Here is a 15,104-nt window from a genome sequence, read left to right as displayed (position 1 = left end):
GCTGCGACAGGATGCACATGCGCGATTGCTGCATCTCTGGCCCGGCGGCGTGATACAGGCCCTCAATTGTCGCGGTCTGTACTTCCGCAACAGGCTCCGCCTCCTCGCCGTCACATGCGGCCAGCAGAAACAAGAGGGGCAACATCGTCTTTCGCATCGCTCGATCTGCAAATGCGCGAACGGCGCGAAGGTTCATCGGATTACCCCTGCCGAGAAAATCGGAAACATGCGCACCTTCATCCATTGGTTCAGTATACGCATTAAAAATCTAATGGAAACAGCGGCTTTGCGTAAATTCCGCTGACAAGCACGAGGTGGCGGCATGGCGCAGGACAGAAGGCTGGAACGGCAATCGATGGTAGAGCGGCAGATCGCCGCCCGGGGCATATCCGATTCTGACCTCCTGTCGGCCTTTCGCGAAGTTCCGCGTGAGGATTTCGTCGGGCCGGACATGAAGGAGTTTGCCTATGAAGACGGGCCTTTGCCCATCGGCGAGGGCCAGACGATCAGCCAGCCGTTCATCGTCGCCTGCATGATCGATGCCGCCGATGTGAAGCGTGGCGACAAGATCCTCGAGGTCGGTGCCGGATCGGGCTATGCCGCCGCAATCATGTCGCGGATCGCCGATCGCGTGTTCGCGATCGAGCGGCACGAAACGCTGGCACGCCAGGCACGTGAAAGAGTCGAGCGCCTCGGTTATGACAATTGCTCGATAATCGCTGGCGACGGAATGCTGGGACTGCCCGATGAGGCGCCTTTCGACGCAATCCTGGTAGCTGCGCGGATCGGCACCATACCGGAGGCGCTGAAACGGCAGCTGAAGATCGGCGGCCGGCTCATCATCCCGGTCGGCGGCGAGGATGTCCAGCAATTGCAGTGCATCAACCGCTCCGGCGAAGACGAATGGACCAGCCACGACATCACGCCCGTCAGGTTCGTGCCTCTGCTCGAAGGAGTGATTGCCGAGAACGGGACGAGATCAGCATCCGACCATCGCGGCATGCAGGATCTTCCGCTGCCGAAGGCGATTGCGAAATCCTGCGACCCTCTGCCCGAAATCGATGACCCCGATTTCGCCAAGGCATTCGACCGTTATGCCGGCAAGAAAGTTGTCATTCTGGGCGAGTGCAGCCACGGAACGCATGAATTCTACGCAGCGCGTGCGGCGATTACGCGGCACCTGGTGGAACGGCACGGCTTTACCATCATTGCTGTCGAGGGCGACTGGCCGGACGCGGCAGCATATGACCGCTTCATTCGCGGGCAGGAGCAGCGCGACGGTGCACCCACACCTTTCCAGCGCTTTCCCACCTGGATGTGGCGTAACACGGTGATGCCGGACTTACTGCGCGAATTGCGCGACATCAACGCGAAACGTCCGTCAGGAGATCAGGCCGGTTTCTACGGCCTCGACATCTACAACATGTCCGGCTCAATCGAGGCGGTGCTCGCCTATCTCGACGAGAACGATCCTGAAGCAGCGGCTGTTGCGCGCGAACGGTATGGCTGCCTGACGCCCTGGCAGGCCGATCCCGCCACCTACGGGCGGGCCGCAATCCAGAAAGGCTATGCCGAGTGCGAGAAAGCGGTGCTGGACCAATGCCGGGACTTGCTGAACGAGGCTTTGGAAAAGGATGGCGGATCGTTCTCTGCCGCCATGAACGCGCGCCTGGTGGCCTCTGCCGAGCGTTATTACCGCATCATGTATTATGGCGGCGCCGCAAGCTGGAACCTGCGCGACAGCCATATGGCGGACACGCTGGAGCATCTGCTGGAACAGGGCGGCAGACACGCAAAAGCGGTCGTCTGGGCGCATAACAGCCACATTGGCGATGCGCGGGCGACCGAGATGGGCGCGGTGCGCGACGAACACAATATCGGGCAACTCGCGCGGGAGCGGTGGGGCGACGATGTCGCACTCATCGGCTTCGGCACGCACACCGGAACAGTCAGCGCAGCAAGCGACTGGGACGGAGAGCGCGAGGAGAAGAACGTCAATCCCTCGCGCCGCGACAGCTATGAACGGCTCTGCCACGATAGCGGGGTCGAACGCTTCCTGCTGGATCTGAAAGCCGATAAAATGCTTTCCGACCGGCTGGCCGAACCGCTGCTGGAACGCTTTATCGGCGTCATCTATCGCCCCGAAACTGAACGCTGGAGCCACTACAGCGAAGCATCGCTGTCACGTCAGTTCGATGCCTATTGCTGGTTCGACCAGACGCATGCCTTGAAACCGCTGAGCGACCGGGAGCCGCATTCGGGCGTGGCCGAGACTTACCCGTTCGGCGTTTAGAACGAACGGGTGGAACAGGTGATCTGGCTCGCGGGTAAGGGCGCATCGCTTTTGAAGGCTTTGCGTTCAGGCGAGGCGTGCTCCATCGGGCACTGTAACGTCCGTTCCGGCCAGACGGACCGCGCCACTTTCATCGGCAAAGCCCAGGACTAGAACTTCGGATATGATCGGACCAGTCTGGCGGGCAGGAAGGTTGACGAGGGCCATGACTTGCCTGCCGACCAGATCGTCCGGCGCATGACGTTCGGTCACTTGCGCAGCACTTTTGCGGATTCCGGCAGCGGGGCCGAAATCGATGGTCAGAATGTAGGATGGCTTGCGTGCCGCCGGAAAAGGCGAGCAACTTTTGACGGTGCCCGCCCTGATGTCTGCCTTGAGGAAATCGCCGAAGCTGATCTCAGGCTAAACGGGAGCGGCGGGATCGTGGATGATGTGCATGCGTCACATCCCCTGCCGTATCGCAGTCCCGCCAAATTACGGTTTGCGGCGGTTCATCCGCTTGATCGCATAGCCACCGGCTGCCGCTGCAGCAAGGCCGAGAGGGCCCATCCGGCGGAGCAGGAAGGGTGCGCCCGCGCCCAGCAAGGCACCGGTTGTGCCGCCCATTCCGCGTACATTCTTCGCGACGCCTCTACCGACCATTGCACCTACAATCTTGCCTATCATCGTAATCTCCAGTTGTTCATCTTATCAACCCGTTTGAGGGGCCTTTCGTTCCGGAGGAGGGCGATCCGCGCGGTTCCTGAAGGCGCCATAACCTTCGTCCGGCGTTCCCCCTACATGCATGACAAAGACCGCTACGATGACGCTGCAGAACCGCTGTTGCAGATCGACCGCCGCGTCAGAACGGCGGTTTTGCCCTACCGGAAAACTCCGGCGGTGAGGGCGCTGTCGTGGTTCAGCGAATTGGGTGACCAGCCGCAGATGCGCATTCTGGCTGGTGCAACCCTGGCGCTCGGCGTCTTGCGCGCGGACCTGAGGCTGGTTCGCGCCGGCATCAGGATGGCGATCGCGCATGAGACGGCAACCTTTGCCAAGTCGCTGGTCAAACACCGTGTAATCCGGATGCGACCGCGCGATGCGGTGAGCATGGATGATCAGGAACCCCGGCCCGGTCACGACATGCGAAAGGAACAATCCAGCTTTCCCTCGGGGCACAGCGCCGGGGCCATGGCTTCAGCCCGCGCGTTCGGCTCCGAACTGCCGGAATACAGGCCGGTAGCTTTGACGGCTGCGGCCATCGTCGCGGCCGCTCAGATACCGCGATGCGCCCACTATCCCACCGATGTGATTGCAGGCGTCGCTATAGGTGCCCTGGCCGAAAGGGCCGAGGCAGCAGCATGGGGTTTGATGCAGGCGGCCTTGAAGCGGATCCTGCGATAGAACATACCTGAACATGGGTCTGTTCACGCCGGTTCTACTAGGGTCCGGAGCCTTGACGAAACGGATAATCTATGGATTTTAGCGCCTTATGTTCGATGCGCTCAAACCCGAAGAGGTCTATGAAAAGGCGGCTAAAGAGGGCGCCCGCAGGCTTGACCAGAGCCTGATTTCCCTTCTCGCCACGGGGTTCATCGCAGGCTTCACGATCGTGTTCGGCAGCGCCGCGCAAGTGCTGGTTGAATCTGCGGCGCACCCGCATTTCGGCGAATTTTCCAAGGTGCTGGGCGCGCTGGCTTTTGGTGTCGGCGTCGTGTTCCTCGTGCTTGGCCGGGCGGAACTGTTCAGCGAAAACTTTTTCGATCCGGTTGCAACCCTGTTCGAGAAGAAAGAAATCTTCGTCCTTTCGCGGATCGGCCGGCTGTGGATGTTGACGCTGGTCCTGAACCTGATCGGCGGCACGATCCTGATCTACGTCTTCTCGGTGAACGGAGTGCTGCCGCCTGCTGCGCAGCAGACCATGGCTGCCATCGCGGAAGATCTCGCGGGACGTGACCCATGGGCAACCTTCGCGCGGTCCATCGTCGGGGGTGCACTTGTGGCCCTGCTGTCGTTCCTCGTCATCTCCGCTCAATCATCCGGCGCACGCATGGCCGCTGCCTATGTGATCGGCGTCTTGCTGGCCCTCGGCCCCTTTGAACATGTCGTCGTATCGTCGCTGCACATGATCTTCGGCGCGTTTTTCGGAGCCGATCTGACCATCGTGCACATTGGCCGTGTCGCAGCGATCTCGTTCATCGGCAACATTGTCGGGGGAATCGGCCTCGTGACGCTGTCACACACGGCGCAGGCGCTCGGTGAAGAAAACAGGGGCTGAAGCGGCGCGGCGGGTCCAAAAGAAAAGGGCCGCATGTGGCGCGGCCCTTTCCGGTTCAGGTCCAAGGTAAGGCAATCAGAACTGCGTTCCGCCAGAGCTGCCCTTGCCCTCCATCTTGCGGTCGGCCTTGTCGACCATCTCGTCCTTTTTATCGAGGGCCTGCTCGCCGACCTGGCGGGCCTTTGCCTCGGCCTGATCGATGGCATCGGAGCCCATCGGGCCAAGCTGCTGACGTTCTGTGCGCGACACGGGAATGGCCGAGCCTGCAACGGCACCCACAACAGCGGCAATCAGACCACCGATAAGCGGGTTGTCTTCATAAGCATCGCGGGTCTTGCGCACTGCCTTCTTGCCCTGCATCGCGGCATTGCGGCGCGTCTCGCGGGCGCTGTCGGCGAAATGGTCACGCTTTTCGCGCATCCGGTTGGTCGCTTCATCCAGCCGCTTGCGGTAGTCGGTGTGGTCTTCCTGATGGTCGCGCTCGATCATCAGATAGGTGCCGCGCGCTTCGTCGCGGCGGCGCTGATAGGTCACTTCGTCCTCGCTCGGCAGGCGTTCGACGCGCGACATGTGCTCGATATAGCCCCGGTGATCGGGATCGTAATCGTAATGCGGGCTGTAGCCGGTGTCGCTGTCGCTGCTGTTACCCGATGTTAAGGCAGATGGCTTCGCGTCGTAATCGCTGACCAGCCAGATCGCACCGGCCGAAATCAGGCCGAGAGCGAGCGGGTTGCGCCGTGCACCGTCGAGCAGATAACGAGCATCCACTCCGTTTTCATCCGCCTTGTCGAGCAGCGAGTTCAACATGTTGCGCGGGGTCATCTGGTCGCCGATCCGGTCGACCGTGCGGCTCATGTCCTTCTGCGTGCGGCGGATTTCCATTTCGATTTCGTCTGGATCGCGTGTGTCTGTCTGGGTCATCGTGTTACTCCGGAATTCGTGAGGTTGCCGGTCGCCGCGTCGGGCGTCCGTTCTGCGGTTTCGATGCTGCGTTCGGGCTTGATGTGGCTGTGTTCCATCTTCTTCTTGCCCGAAGAATAAAGGATGCCGGCGATGATCAGGACGACAATGCCGACGAGAAGGGTCGCCAGGTCACGGTCGTCGATCGCGTCGCCGATCACATAGGCAATGCCCATCAGCGTCACGCCGAGGCCTGCAATGCCGAGCACTGCGGCACCGAGCATCGCGCCCATCGCCTTCTTGAGATCATCCACCGCCTCGCGCATTTCGGCCTGCACCAGACTGACCTGTTGCTGGGCGAGATGGGCGCTTTGAGAGGTAAGATGGCCGATCAGATCGACGATGTTCTCATCTTCGCGCACCGCCGTTGTTCCGGCGGCGGTGCTGACGACGGTCTTCTCATCGGGATGGTCGGCAGGCGCTCTGACTGCGGGTTCCTTCATAATGCCCTCCCGGTATTGTCCACGTCAATGTCGCGCGTCAGGACGGGCTCGTTCACAGCAGGCGGCTGCGGAGCGAAGGTCGAGTAGTCGCGACTGGTCGTGGGGCCATCGCTGCGGAAATTACGTGCACCGCTGCTGCCGCTACCGCTGGAGCCGACATCGTAATCTTCGTGATATTCTGCACCGGCGCGAAAGAAGCGTGCCGCGGCAAAGCCAAGCGCAGCGGAAGCCGCGAGGAAGGCAGTCGGGTTTTCCCGGCCGAAGCGGTTGGTCTCCCGTGCAATGTCGCGGGGCGACTTGTCCTGCAAACGGCTGGCGAGATCGTCGACCTGGCGTGCCGCGCTGGAGAAGGCGGATGCCATCCATGCCGGGGCATCGTCGTCGTCACGCAGCTTGTCGGCGGCGGCATCGATTGCGGAGGATGCGGAATGCGCCGACCTGGCGACCTGTTCCTTGCCTTGGCGGGCCTTTGCTTCGCCCTGTTGCTGGGCCGTGTTCTTCAGCTTCTGGGCATCCCCCTTCAACTCGTCACGAACCTCTGCGCCGCTGCTTCCGTGTGTAGATCCTGTTGTTGATGTTACCATCATAAGTCTCCTTTCCTGTATGCCTTTAAAAGCCGCGGGATTGGAGAAAAGTTCCAGACAATTTAGCGACTTAATTTTACAAGAATCGGGAACAGTATTGCTGCGGGGCGCAGTTGTGCTGCGCCCCGATCAGACAGTCGGATTTGCAATTACTGACAATCTTTGCGCCGATGCGAACAGGCCAACGCGTATTTGCGCCAAATGTGAACCGTCAAATCACCGTGCGCATCTGCGATCAGCCTAGCTGCGCCTTCAGCTTTTCCATATGCGCAAGATGCCGCTGCACGACCGGTGCCGTGCCTTCGGCAAACGAACGCAACTGCGCGTTGTCGCCGCTGTCGCGATAGCCGGTCATCAGATCGACCGTTTCCTTGTGCGCCAGGATCTGCTGGTCGAGATAAGTCGCGTCGAACTTGTCCGCAGGGGTGGCCTGCAAATGATCCAGCATCGTCTTGCGCCGTGCATCGATCTTGTCGGGCAGGGCGGGAACGCCTTTCGTCTCGTTCATCAGCATCGCGGATCGTAACTGGTGTGTGCTGGTGGAGTGATCGTCGATCATCTTCACCGCTGCTTCCTTCACCAGCGGATGGCTGGCATGCTGGAGGGCAAGCTTGCCTGCTGCGATCTCGTACATGTCGCCGATGGCGGCGTTCTGGGCGAAAGCCGCTGCCGAATGCGATCCGGCAGTATTGGCGGACGCACGCCCTGCCATGCCGCCCATCGCGTCTGCGGCCTTGTCTACGGCGCGGTGCAGGGCACCATGCTTTTCGTTACGCTCGGTCATCATGCATTCTCCTTATGGCGGGCAATCGCCTCTGCGTAATCGGTTCCTTCGCCGGTGCCGCTTTCCTGCATTGCCGGAATCGGGTGGGCACCATCCGTGGCAAAGCGGTATTCCCCGCCGAATTCCTCCCGATGGCGGCGGATCACATCCTCGCTCGGCACGCCGCCTGCATTCACCACCGACTGGTAATCGAAGTAGCGATGGCTGGCGGAAAGTTCGCCGATCGGCATGAACTGACTGTCATTCGCCGTGTGTTCGACTGTACGCGCCAGAACGTCACGGACATATTGCTTGTTCGGCTCGAACGTCATCGGAGCGCTGACGCCTTCCTTCGGGAAGATTTCAGCCGGGTCGATCCTGTCGACTTCCTTCATCATTTCGCAGGCCAGGCGCAGATGCTCCAGTTCCATGGCCAGATGCGTTTCCCAGACTCGCTTGATGCGCGGATCGGTTTCGGTTTCCAAGCAGGACCAGTAAAGCCAGCATTCGTTATATTCATGCAGGGCCAGGTTCAGCAGTTCGGGCGTCGTCGGATCGAGGATCGATTCATAGTGCGAGACGTGCTGTTCCTCGATCATCGCGATTTCGAGGTAGAGCGAGCGCGCCATCGGATCTTCCGGGCGATTGCCGGAATTCATGTAGAAATTCATGGTCTGCTGTTCGGCCGATACGACCGTCAGCGCGTTGAGGATCGACTGGAAGTCACTGGCTTCGACCGTCATCGGGCGGCGCAATTCATCATGCGGGTGTCGATGCTGGAAGATGGTTGGCCGGCCCGGCAGGATCTCGGTCAGGTCACCGGTGATTTCCTCGGCCTTGCGGCGTTCGCCCATCAAATCCATCAGATTGGCGTAACGGTAGAGGTGGTCGTAATCTTCGAGCACGCCGAATTCATAGACCTGGTTGAGGTACGGATCGGGTTCGTGACGGGCGATCCAGCTGGTCAGATCGACCGCCACCTGCTCATATCCAATGGTGTTGGCGATGCTGCTCTCGCTTCCGGGGATCAGCCAGTTGACGGCCTTCTGCTGCTGCTGTTCCGCCTTGCGCACCAGTGCCAGCATCTGCTTGATGCCGGTGTCGGCGATGCGGCGGGCTGCATTATGCGAATTGATGATCGCTTCGACCTCGATCCCGTTCATCAGGATCACGCGGCAGCGGGTATAGGGATGGACGTCTCGGGTGTCGTAGGTCTGCCCTGCAAGTTCGGACCAGCTTCTGAACTGCCGGTCGATCGGGATTCCTTTTTCGGTAAGCGGATTGAAGGTCATGAGTGTCTCCTGCGGTATGGTAGCGTGGCGTGGCGGCCATGCTGTTCCAAAGGGGTCAACACCTTCTTGGTTCCGAGATTACTTAATGTTTACAAGACAAAACGGTTCGTCGCATGGGCGGAACGCAAGGGCGCAGCCGATGGCCGCTGGCATCGTGCGAGCTTCACGTGGCAGCGCTCAATTGGACCAGAGCCTCGACGCCGAACTCCCTTTCTACTCGGGCGTCCAGTTGCTTCGTCAATGCAGCCTTTTCTGCATCGGACAGATCCGCCTGGACGTGGACGGTGATCCACACGGGGTTTTCACCTTGCGGGCGGCTTCGGGTAAATGTCGACTGCACCAGCACCAGGCCGATGCCGTCCCTTTGTTCGATGTCTTGCTGCACGACCGCGCTGATACGCTGCGAGATGGAGGATTGCTGATATTCGGGGGTGCTGGAAAACTGCACGAACAGCAGCGCGGCCAGTGCTGCCAGGCTGACCACGGTCGCCAGGATGGTGAGAAACGGCTTTCCCCGAGGGTAGCGTGCACCCCGCGAATTGATGCCGCACAGGCGAAAGACGAGGAACCCGGATAGGTTGATGCCCACGATCTGGATGGCGAGCGCCCACAGGCTCGACATCACCATGTCCATTTGGCCGATTATCAGCCCCATGCCGATCAGCCCTGCCGGCGGTGCCAGCGCCGCCGCCACCAGCATGCCGGTCGCCGCCCCGCTGACAAGGCTGCTTCGTTCCGATTGCACGAGGTTCAGTGCCCCTGCGGCCCCGGCGGCAAGCGGGAGCAGCACGGACACTGTCGATCGCATGCTAGCCGATGTCATCAACGGTGTCGCGATGGTCTGATCGAAGATGAAGCTGAGCAAGGCAGCCACGGCGATTGCGGTACTTAGGGCCGCGACATATCGCACCAGCGACTGCCGCATCAGATGTGCGTCGCCCCGTGCGGTTGCGAGAGCTAGCGTCATTGCCGGACCGGCGAAAGGCGCGATCAGCATGGCGGCCACCAGCAGGAAGATGGATTCAGTATACAGCCCGATCCAGACGATAACCGCGCCGACGGCGGCGTAGGACAGGAACCCGGTCCACGATCCGATGCTCTGCAAGCCGGACAGGAAGACCTCCAGCGGGCTGCGGAACTGGACGTTGGTGACCTGGTCTTCCGGCTCATCGGCAGGCGGGCGCAGCGCCAGAACGCCTTGCGGCGCGAAAGTGAAGTGCAGCCCTTCAACCTCTTCGAGCGCGGAGAGAAAACCCTCGATCCTCGCGTTTGGGGAATTGCAGATGAGCATCGTCTGACGCTTGCCGTCTCGGCGCGCGTCCAGCTCTGCAAGAACGGTAATATCGTGTCGCTCGGTCTCCGCTGCTACACGCTCGGCGTGCTCCGGAGGCATGACGATTGTGACTTGCCGCATATTTCCTCCGCACATGGCAATGGGCCATTGGTGCGGATGCTTGCCAGAGCGCGGAGGAAGCCGCAACCATTGCAGTCACTTAGGTGGCGGCAAGGATCAGTGTTCGCGTCCTGCCCTCCACAGGGTCTGCGTCAGCGGTTCGGTGAGGTAGGACAGGGCACTGCGCTTGCGCAGGGGAACCATGACCTCCGCCGGCAGCCCGGGACGCAGTCCGCCATCTTCGCGGAATTCCCTGATCACCGCCAGTTCATGCGGCGGCACTTCGACCTGAATGCGGAAAAATCTCTCTCCGGTACGCTCATCCTCGAAACTGTCGGCAGAAACGTTCGCGATTTCTCCCTCCAATATGGGCATGTTGCGTTCCTGCAGCGCGGGAAAGCGGATCTGGGTGTCCATGCCGACGACCAGATCGTCCGCGTCGGTCGGCGAAGCCTTGGCCTCGATCAGCAGGCGGCGATCCTGCGGTACGATCTCCATCAGGGTTTCGCCCGGCGCGACTACGCCGCCAACGGTGAACACCTTCAGGCCCACTACCCGCCCGCCAGCCGGTGCGCGAACCTGCGAGCGGGCAAGCTGTTCGCGTGCGGCCGTCAGCCGGGGGATGATCTCGCTGAGGCGGACCTGCGCGCTGCGCAGTTCATCGGCCACCTGCTCCATCATATCGCGATCGAGCGACACCATGCGCAGGCTGGTCTCACCGATGCTTTCCGAGGTGCTCGCTACTTGGGACCGCAGCGCGCCGTGATTGCCGTCTAGGTCTGCCGCTGCCCGTTCGGTCGAACGGATCTGCGACTTCGAAACGAAGCCGCGTTCGCCCAGCGTGCGGAGGCCTACCAGTTCCTCGTCGATCAACCGGCTCTGTTCGCGATTGTAGTAAATCTGCTCCTCATAGCCGTTGATCTGTTCCTGCTGCTGGCGCGTGCGCTGCGCCAGCAGGCTGCGTTCATTGCCGAGCGATGCCCTGCGGGCTTCAAACAGGAGGCGCTGCCCCCGCAGGGCATCTTCCGCCAACTGCCGGTCGCCTTCGGCAAGGTTGGCGAATTCTTCGGGTGTCGGCACGCTGCCCAGTCGGTCGCGTTCTGCGACAAGGCGGGCCATCTGCGCCTGCAGCGCTATTGCTTCGGCGGTCAGACCGCGTTCGGATGCCACCACCTCAGGCGCAGAAATGGTCAGCAGCACATCGCCTTCATCGACCATCGCGCCTTCGCGTACGGCGATGCTGGTGACTGTGCCGCCGTCCTGATGCTGCACCGCCTGTCGATTGCCGGACACCGTCACCACGCCTTCGGCAAAGGCACCGGCATCGAGCGGAGTGAGGGCGGCAAAGCCGAGCAGGCCGACGAAGAAGATGCCGGCGATGATGCCACCGACGCGGAATTCCTTGCCGGGTGTGTCGAAGGCCTCTTCGTCCTGAACGGCGGGGAGGGGTGCGAATTTTGCGCTCATGTCGTTCATGCGTTCCTCCTTTCCTTCTTCGGATCTTTCATCGGAACAACCGTTTCCTGTTCCATCCGGGCGCGGAGCCGATCCATCACATCTTCGCGCGAGCCGAAATCGGCGACCGCGCCGTCATCCAGCACCAGCAGCTTTTCCGCATTGGAGAGGATGGCCGCGCGATGGGCGACGATCATGATGGCCGCACCGTTCAGCTTGGCCGCCGCAATGCCCCGGATCAGCGCCTGTTCGCCTTCTGCGTCCAATGCGGAGTTCGGCTCGTCCAGCACGATGAGCCTGGGTTTGCGGAAGAAGGCGCGGGCAAGGGCGATGCGCTGCGCCTGCCCTGCCGACAGGCGGTGGTGGCGTTCGCCGAGCATGGTGTCGTAACCTGCGGGAAGGCGGAGGATGAGGTCATGGACCCCGGCCTGTCGTGCCGCCTCCACGACGGCCTCGTCGACCGGGAACCCAGCATCTTCGCTGCCGCAAAAGCGCGAGATGTTCTCCGTCACGCTGCCGGGCAGCAGGCGACTGTCCTGCGGAAGATAGCCAATATGCTGCGCCAGCAATTCGGAGTCCCAATCGTCATAGCGCGCGCCGTCGATGCGGATTTCGCCGAGATCCGGTGCGATCGCTCCGGCGACGATGCGGGCCAGCGTGGTCTTGCCGGCTCCGGACGAACCGATCACGCCCAGCACTTCGCCCGGCTCGACTTTCATGCAGACATTCCGCAGCAGGACGGCGCTGCCCTCCGGATTGCGGACGACGACATGGTCGAGGTCGATTGCGCCGACGGGCGGCGGCAATGTCGTGCGTTCCTGATCATTGTCGGCCGTGTTGTCGAACAGCGTGGCCAGGCTGACCAGCGACTGGCGTGCCTGCGTGATCGACGCCCATTGCGCGACCAGCTGTTCGATCGGCTGGAGAGCGCGATTGAGCAGGACCGAGGCCGCGATGATTGCGCCGACGGAGATCTGCCCCTGAATAGCGAGCCATGCACCTGCGCCAAGTGCGGCGGACTGCATGAACATGCGAAAGAATTTAACGGTGGAATTGTAGCGGCTGCCGGTGAACTGCACCTCGGTCGCAGCTTCCAACCCGATGCGGCGTTCCGCCAGCTGCCGATTTACAAGGCTCCGGCGCATGCCCAGCGCTCGGATGATCTCGGCCTGTCCGACAACTACTTCCTGATGCGCATAGGCCTGCGCATTGGCGGCATGGGCACGTTCGGAGAGCGGCTTGGTGCGCCTTTCATTGAAGACCGCCAAAGCGACGAGGATCGCGATCCCCACCAGCACCATCATGCCGAGGATGGGGTGAATCATGAAGGCCACGAGAAAATAGATCGGCGTCCAAGGCGTGTCGAACACCGCCATCATGGCCTGCCCGCCCAATGCCTGGCGCAGCGTATCGAATTCCCGCATCGCCTGCGTCGTGCCCTGTGCATTGCCGCCGCGGCCCAGCAGCCGCTCCATGATCGTGCCGGCGAGCAGGCGGTTAAGGCGCAGCGATGCCCGCATCATGATCCGGGCGCGGATACCATCGAGAGCGGTGAGAGTGGCGAGCGCGACGGCCACGATCACCGTCAGCCAGACCAGCGTGAGGGTTCCGGCGGTCGGCACCACCCGGTCATAGACCTGCATCATGTAGATGGTGGGTGCGAGATAGAGGATGTTGACCAGCGCACTGAAACCGGCAGCCAGGCCTATGTGCCTGCGGCATGCCTTGACGGCGGGTTGTAGCGGCTGCGGTACGTCGACCAGGAAAAGTTTCATATCAGCATCCCCCTTCTTGATGCGCCGGTTGAGAGAGGCCGGAGCTTCCGCGGGCCGGCGGAAGCTCCGGCAGGCTTATCAGAACAGGAAGTTATCGGAGTTGACCGCTCCGAGAGGGGGCTCCTCCTGATTATCATGATAAGCCTTCAGGATATCGTGGAGGCTCGTTTCCGGCGGAAGGCCGGTTACTACGAACTGGTCCACGAAACCTTGTGTCACCTGATCCAGCGGGTCCGACATCGTCCCGTTGAACCGGCTGCCCGACATCAGGATCCCCAGCTCAGCCGGATTGCCGCTGTCCATGGAAGTGGCCGCATGGGGCAGGGCAACCCTGTCGTTGGCGAAGAACATGGCGGCGAAACTGTCGCCCCCATCTACCTCGTCCAGCCTGGCCAGAGTACCGAACTGCAGTTCCATCGTGCTGGCGGTGCTGGAGGCTGCTGCATCCGGCGGTCCGGCAAGATGGAAGCTGGCGACATCGATTTCAGCCGCATCCACGTTGCGCAGGATCATGGTGGCCGACCCTATGGTCACCGCCGTATCCGCGCCTTGCTGCACTACCTTCACCGCATCGGCAAAGCCGGCTTCGTCCACGCCGAGCGCCGAAATATCGAGCAGATCCTCGCCTACTGCGAAGTCCTGCACGCTGTCGTCGCTGCCGAAGACGAAGATGTCCGCGCCCGATCCGCCGGTCAGGGTGTCGTCGCCCGTTCCACCGTCCAGCACATCGTTCCCCGATCCGCCTTCCAGCACATCGTCGCCCGATCCGCCGTGGAGCACGTCGTCGCCCGATCCGCCGCGCAGCGTATCGTCGCCGGCGCCGCCATGGATGACATCGTCGCCCGAACCGCCGACCAGGTAATCATCGCCAGCCGTACCAACGATCAGATCGTCGCCCGAGGTCGAGAAACCGGTAACCTTATGTCCGAATTCGACAATCTTGTCGTCCTTGACCCCGCTGCGGTCATGGCCATGGCCGTCATCCGCGCTGTGCCTTGCGGATTGAAGCGCGCCGTGATCGTGGTTCGAGGCTGCGGATGCGGCCTTCGCTTCACCGATTGCTTCGACTGCTGCGGTTGACCCGTTCAGAACGATGTTCTGTGCAGGCTCCGGCAAAAGCGAAGCATTTTCGGCGATCCGGGCCGCCCGGGCGAGGGTTTCAACATCGCCCTGCATCCAAAGCTGTTCCACGAAGCTATCTGCAGGCGTGTACTGCCCTTCATTGAGGAAGGCGAGTCCGATGCCTGCCGCCAGTTGGCTGCGCCGGGCTGCGTCGATCGGCCCGGAAAGCTGCGCGCCGGCGAACGGAATGCTGTCCTGCGGCCTTGCGTCGCCGATCAGCCTGTCATTCCCGCCTTCACCATTGAAGACCACGCGATGGGCAGACGTCAGACCCTGGATGTTGATCGTTTCGTCACCCGTCCCGCCGTTGATCGTGATGGTGCTGTAATCAAGGCTGGTGCTGTCGAAATTCCCGATCACCGCGATGGTCGCGCCGCTGGCCGTGTTACCGCCGTTGACGCCGCCGCCGGATGCGACATTGACGGAGTCGATCACGATTTCCTCGATATTGTCGAGTTCGGCGATGATCGAGGCGTTGGTGGAGCCGTTAAGCGTGACCACGATTTCCGTGAAGCCGGAGATCCCGGTCATGCCTGCCGCCAGTGCTTCGGCACGGGTGTAGATCGTGTAAGATTCCCCGGCTGCGGCGTTCAACACCCAGGTATCGGTGCCGTCCCCACCATTTAGACTGTCGCGGCCGTCGATTGCTCCAGTCTGTACGAAAGTGTCGTTGCCTCCTCGGCCAAGTATCCTGTCGTTCCCTCCGCCACCTTCGAGCGTATTGATCCCGTTATTACCATCGATGAATTGGGCGAGTTCATTACCCC

Annotated in this window: 15 protein-coding genes; 4 read left to right on the top strand and 11 right to left on the bottom strand. The window is 61.6% G+C overall.

The window, feature by feature from the left end; genetic code table 11:
• The coding region (locus tag G7A66_RS13995; RefSeq protein ID WP_206675161.1) for a hypothetical protein at positions 1-304 on the top strand (304 nt) is incomplete at its 5' end.
• An 18-nt stretch (positions 305-322) separates the two neighbouring features.
• A complete protein-coding gene (locus tag G7A66_RS09885; RefSeq protein ID WP_174295524.1) occupies positions 323-2,293 on the top strand; it encodes a protein-L-isoaspartate(D-aspartate) O-methyltransferase in 1,971 nt (656 codons plus the stop codon).
• Positions 2,294-2,359: 66 nt separating this feature from the next.
• On the opposite strand, the gene G7A66_RS09880 is transcribed toward G7A66_RS09885, so the two are convergent.
• Both G7A66_RS09880 and G7A66_RS09875 read right to left on the bottom strand, forming a co-directional pair.
• Positions 2,360-2,689 (bottom strand): tRNA-binding protein, encoded by a 330-nt coding sequence (locus G7A66_RS09880; RefSeq protein ID WP_332310531.1) that lies wholly within the window; start codon positions 2,687-2,689, stop codon positions 2,360-2,362.
• Between the two features lie 78 nt (positions 2,690-2,767).
• A complete protein-coding gene (locus G7A66_RS09875; RefSeq protein WP_174295523.1) occupies positions 2,768-2,959 on the bottom strand; it encodes a hypothetical protein in 192 nt (63 codons plus the stop codon).
• 114 nt (positions 2,960-3,073) lie between these two features.
• Here G7A66_RS09875 and G7A66_RS09870 point away from each other — a divergent pair, with 114 nt between their 5' ends.
• Positions 3,074-3,676 carry a phosphatase PAP2 family protein gene (locus tag G7A66_RS09870; protein ID WP_174295522.1) on the top strand — a complete coding sequence of 201 codons (603 nt, stop codon included), beginning with the start codon at positions 3,074-3,076 and terminating at the stop codon, positions 3,674-3,676.
• A gap of 88 nt (positions 3,677-3,764) precedes the next feature.
• Positions 3,765-4,550, top strand: coding sequence for a formate/nitrite transporter family protein (locus G7A66_RS09865; RefSeq protein ID WP_174295521.1), 786 nt, complete (start codon positions 3,765-3,767; stop codon positions 4,548-4,550).
• Positions 4,551-4,625: 75 nt separating this feature from the next.
• On the opposite strand, the gene G7A66_RS09860 is transcribed toward G7A66_RS09865, so the two are convergent.
• The 9 genes from G7A66_RS09860 to G7A66_RS09820 form a co-directional block, all read right to left on the bottom strand.
• The gene (locus tag G7A66_RS09860; RefSeq protein WP_174295520.1) at positions 4,626-5,471 is read right to left on the bottom strand and encodes a DUF3618 domain-containing protein; all 846 of its coding nucleotides are present in this window, start codon (positions 5,469-5,471) and stop codon (positions 4,626-4,628) included.
• Entirely contained in the window at positions 5,468-5,953 is a 486-nt protein-coding gene (locus tag G7A66_RS09855) for a phage holin family protein (protein WP_174295519.1), read from the bottom strand. Before G7A66_RS09855 ends, G7A66_RS09860 begins: the two co-directional genes overlap by 4 nt.
• Positions 5,950-6,537 (bottom strand): hypothetical protein, encoded by a 588-nt coding sequence (locus tag G7A66_RS09850; RefSeq protein WP_174295518.1) that lies wholly within the window; start codon positions 6,535-6,537, stop codon positions 5,950-5,952. Before G7A66_RS09850 ends, G7A66_RS09855 begins: the two co-directional genes overlap by 4 nt.
• Positions 6,538-6,772: 235 nt before the next feature.
• Entirely contained in the window at positions 6,773-7,321 is a 549-nt protein-coding gene (locus G7A66_RS09845) for a DUF4142 domain-containing protein (RefSeq protein WP_174295517.1), read from the bottom strand.
• Entirely contained in the window at positions 7,321-8,592 is a 1,272-nt protein-coding gene (locus tag G7A66_RS09840) for a hypothetical protein (protein ID WP_174295516.1), read from the bottom strand. The genes G7A66_RS09845 and G7A66_RS09840 overlap by 1 nt, the downstream gene beginning before the upstream one ends.
• A 163-nt stretch (positions 8,593-8,755) precedes the next feature.
• Entirely contained in the window at positions 8,756-10,006 is a 1,251-nt protein-coding gene (locus tag G7A66_RS09835) for a DUF389 domain-containing protein (protein WP_174295515.1), read from the bottom strand.
• A gap of 96 nt (positions 10,007-10,102) precedes the next feature.
• Positions 10,103-11,461, bottom strand: a complete 1,359-nt coding sequence (locus tag G7A66_RS09830; protein WP_174295514.1) for an HlyD family type I secretion periplasmic adaptor subunit — start codon at positions 11,459-11,461, stop codon at positions 10,103-10,105.
• Complete coding sequence (locus tag G7A66_RS09825) at positions 11,458-13,215, bottom strand: type I secretion system permease/ATPase (protein WP_174295513.1); 1,758 nt, start codon at positions 13,213-13,215, stop codon at positions 11,458-11,460. Before G7A66_RS09825 ends, G7A66_RS09830 begins: the two co-directional genes overlap by 4 nt.
• A 78-nt stretch (positions 13,216-13,293) precedes the next feature.
• A partial coding sequence (locus tag G7A66_RS09820) for a calcium-binding protein (protein ID WP_206675160.1) occupies positions 13,294-15,104 on the bottom strand: 1,811 nt, incomplete at its 5' end.

Origin of the sequence: Alteripontixanthobacter muriae (genome assembly GCF_013336795.1) — a bacterium.
GTDB classification, from domain to species: Bacteria; Pseudomonadota; Alphaproteobacteria; order Sphingomonadales; family Sphingomonadaceae; genus Pseudopontixanthobacter; species Pseudopontixanthobacter muriae.
This window is presented reverse-complemented; position numbering and strand designations above follow the sequence as displayed.

What these genes read in the sequence shown, in the direction of transcription:
- G7A66_RS09860 (WP_174295520.1), bottom strand. Translation starts at nt 5,471, where the DNA reads ATGACCCAGACAGACACACGCGATCCAGACGAAATCGAAATGGAAATC.
- G7A66_RS09850 (WP_174295518.1), bottom strand. Translation starts at nt 6,537, where the DNA reads ATGGTAACATCAACAACAGGATCTACACACGGAAGCAGCGGCGCAGAG.
- G7A66_RS09875 (WP_174295523.1), bottom strand. Translation starts at nt 2,959, where the DNA reads ATGATAGGCAAGATTGTAGGTGCAATGGTCGGTAGAGGCGTCGCGAAG.
- G7A66_RS09845 (WP_174295517.1), bottom strand. Translation starts at nt 7,321, where the DNA reads ATGACCGAGCGTAACGAAAAGCATGGTGCCCTGCACCGCGCCGTAGAC.
- G7A66_RS09835 (WP_174295515.1), bottom strand. Translation starts at nt 10,006, where the DNA reads ATGCGGCAAGTCACAATCGTCATGCCTCCGGAGCACGCCGAGCGTGTA.
- G7A66_RS09865 (WP_174295521.1), top strand. Translation starts at nt 3,765, where the DNA reads ATGTTCGATGCGCTCAAACCCGAAGAGGTCTATGAAAAGGCGGCTAAA.
- G7A66_RS09885 (WP_174295524.1), top strand. Translation starts at nt 323, where the DNA reads ATGGCGCAGGACAGAAGGCTGGAACGGCAATCGATGGTAGAGCGGCAG.
- G7A66_RS09855 (WP_174295519.1), bottom strand. Translation starts at nt 5,953, where the DNA reads ATGAAGGAACCCGCAGTCAGAGCGCCTGCCGACCATCCCGATGAGAAG.
- G7A66_RS09825 (WP_174295513.1), bottom strand. Translation starts at nt 13,215, where the DNA reads ATGAAACTTTTCCTGGTCGACGTACCGCAGCCGCTACAACCCGCCGTC.
- G7A66_RS09840 (WP_174295516.1), bottom strand. Translation starts at nt 8,592, where the DNA reads ATGACCTTCAATCCGCTTACCGAAAAAGGAATCCCGATCGACCGGCAG.
- G7A66_RS09830 (WP_174295514.1), bottom strand. Translation starts at nt 11,461, where the DNA reads ATGAACGACATGAGCGCAAAATTCGCACCCCTCCCCGCCGTTCAGGAC.
- G7A66_RS09870 (WP_174295522.1), top strand. Translation starts at nt 3,074, where the DNA reads ATGCATGACAAAGACCGCTACGATGACGCTGCAGAACCGCTGTTGCAG.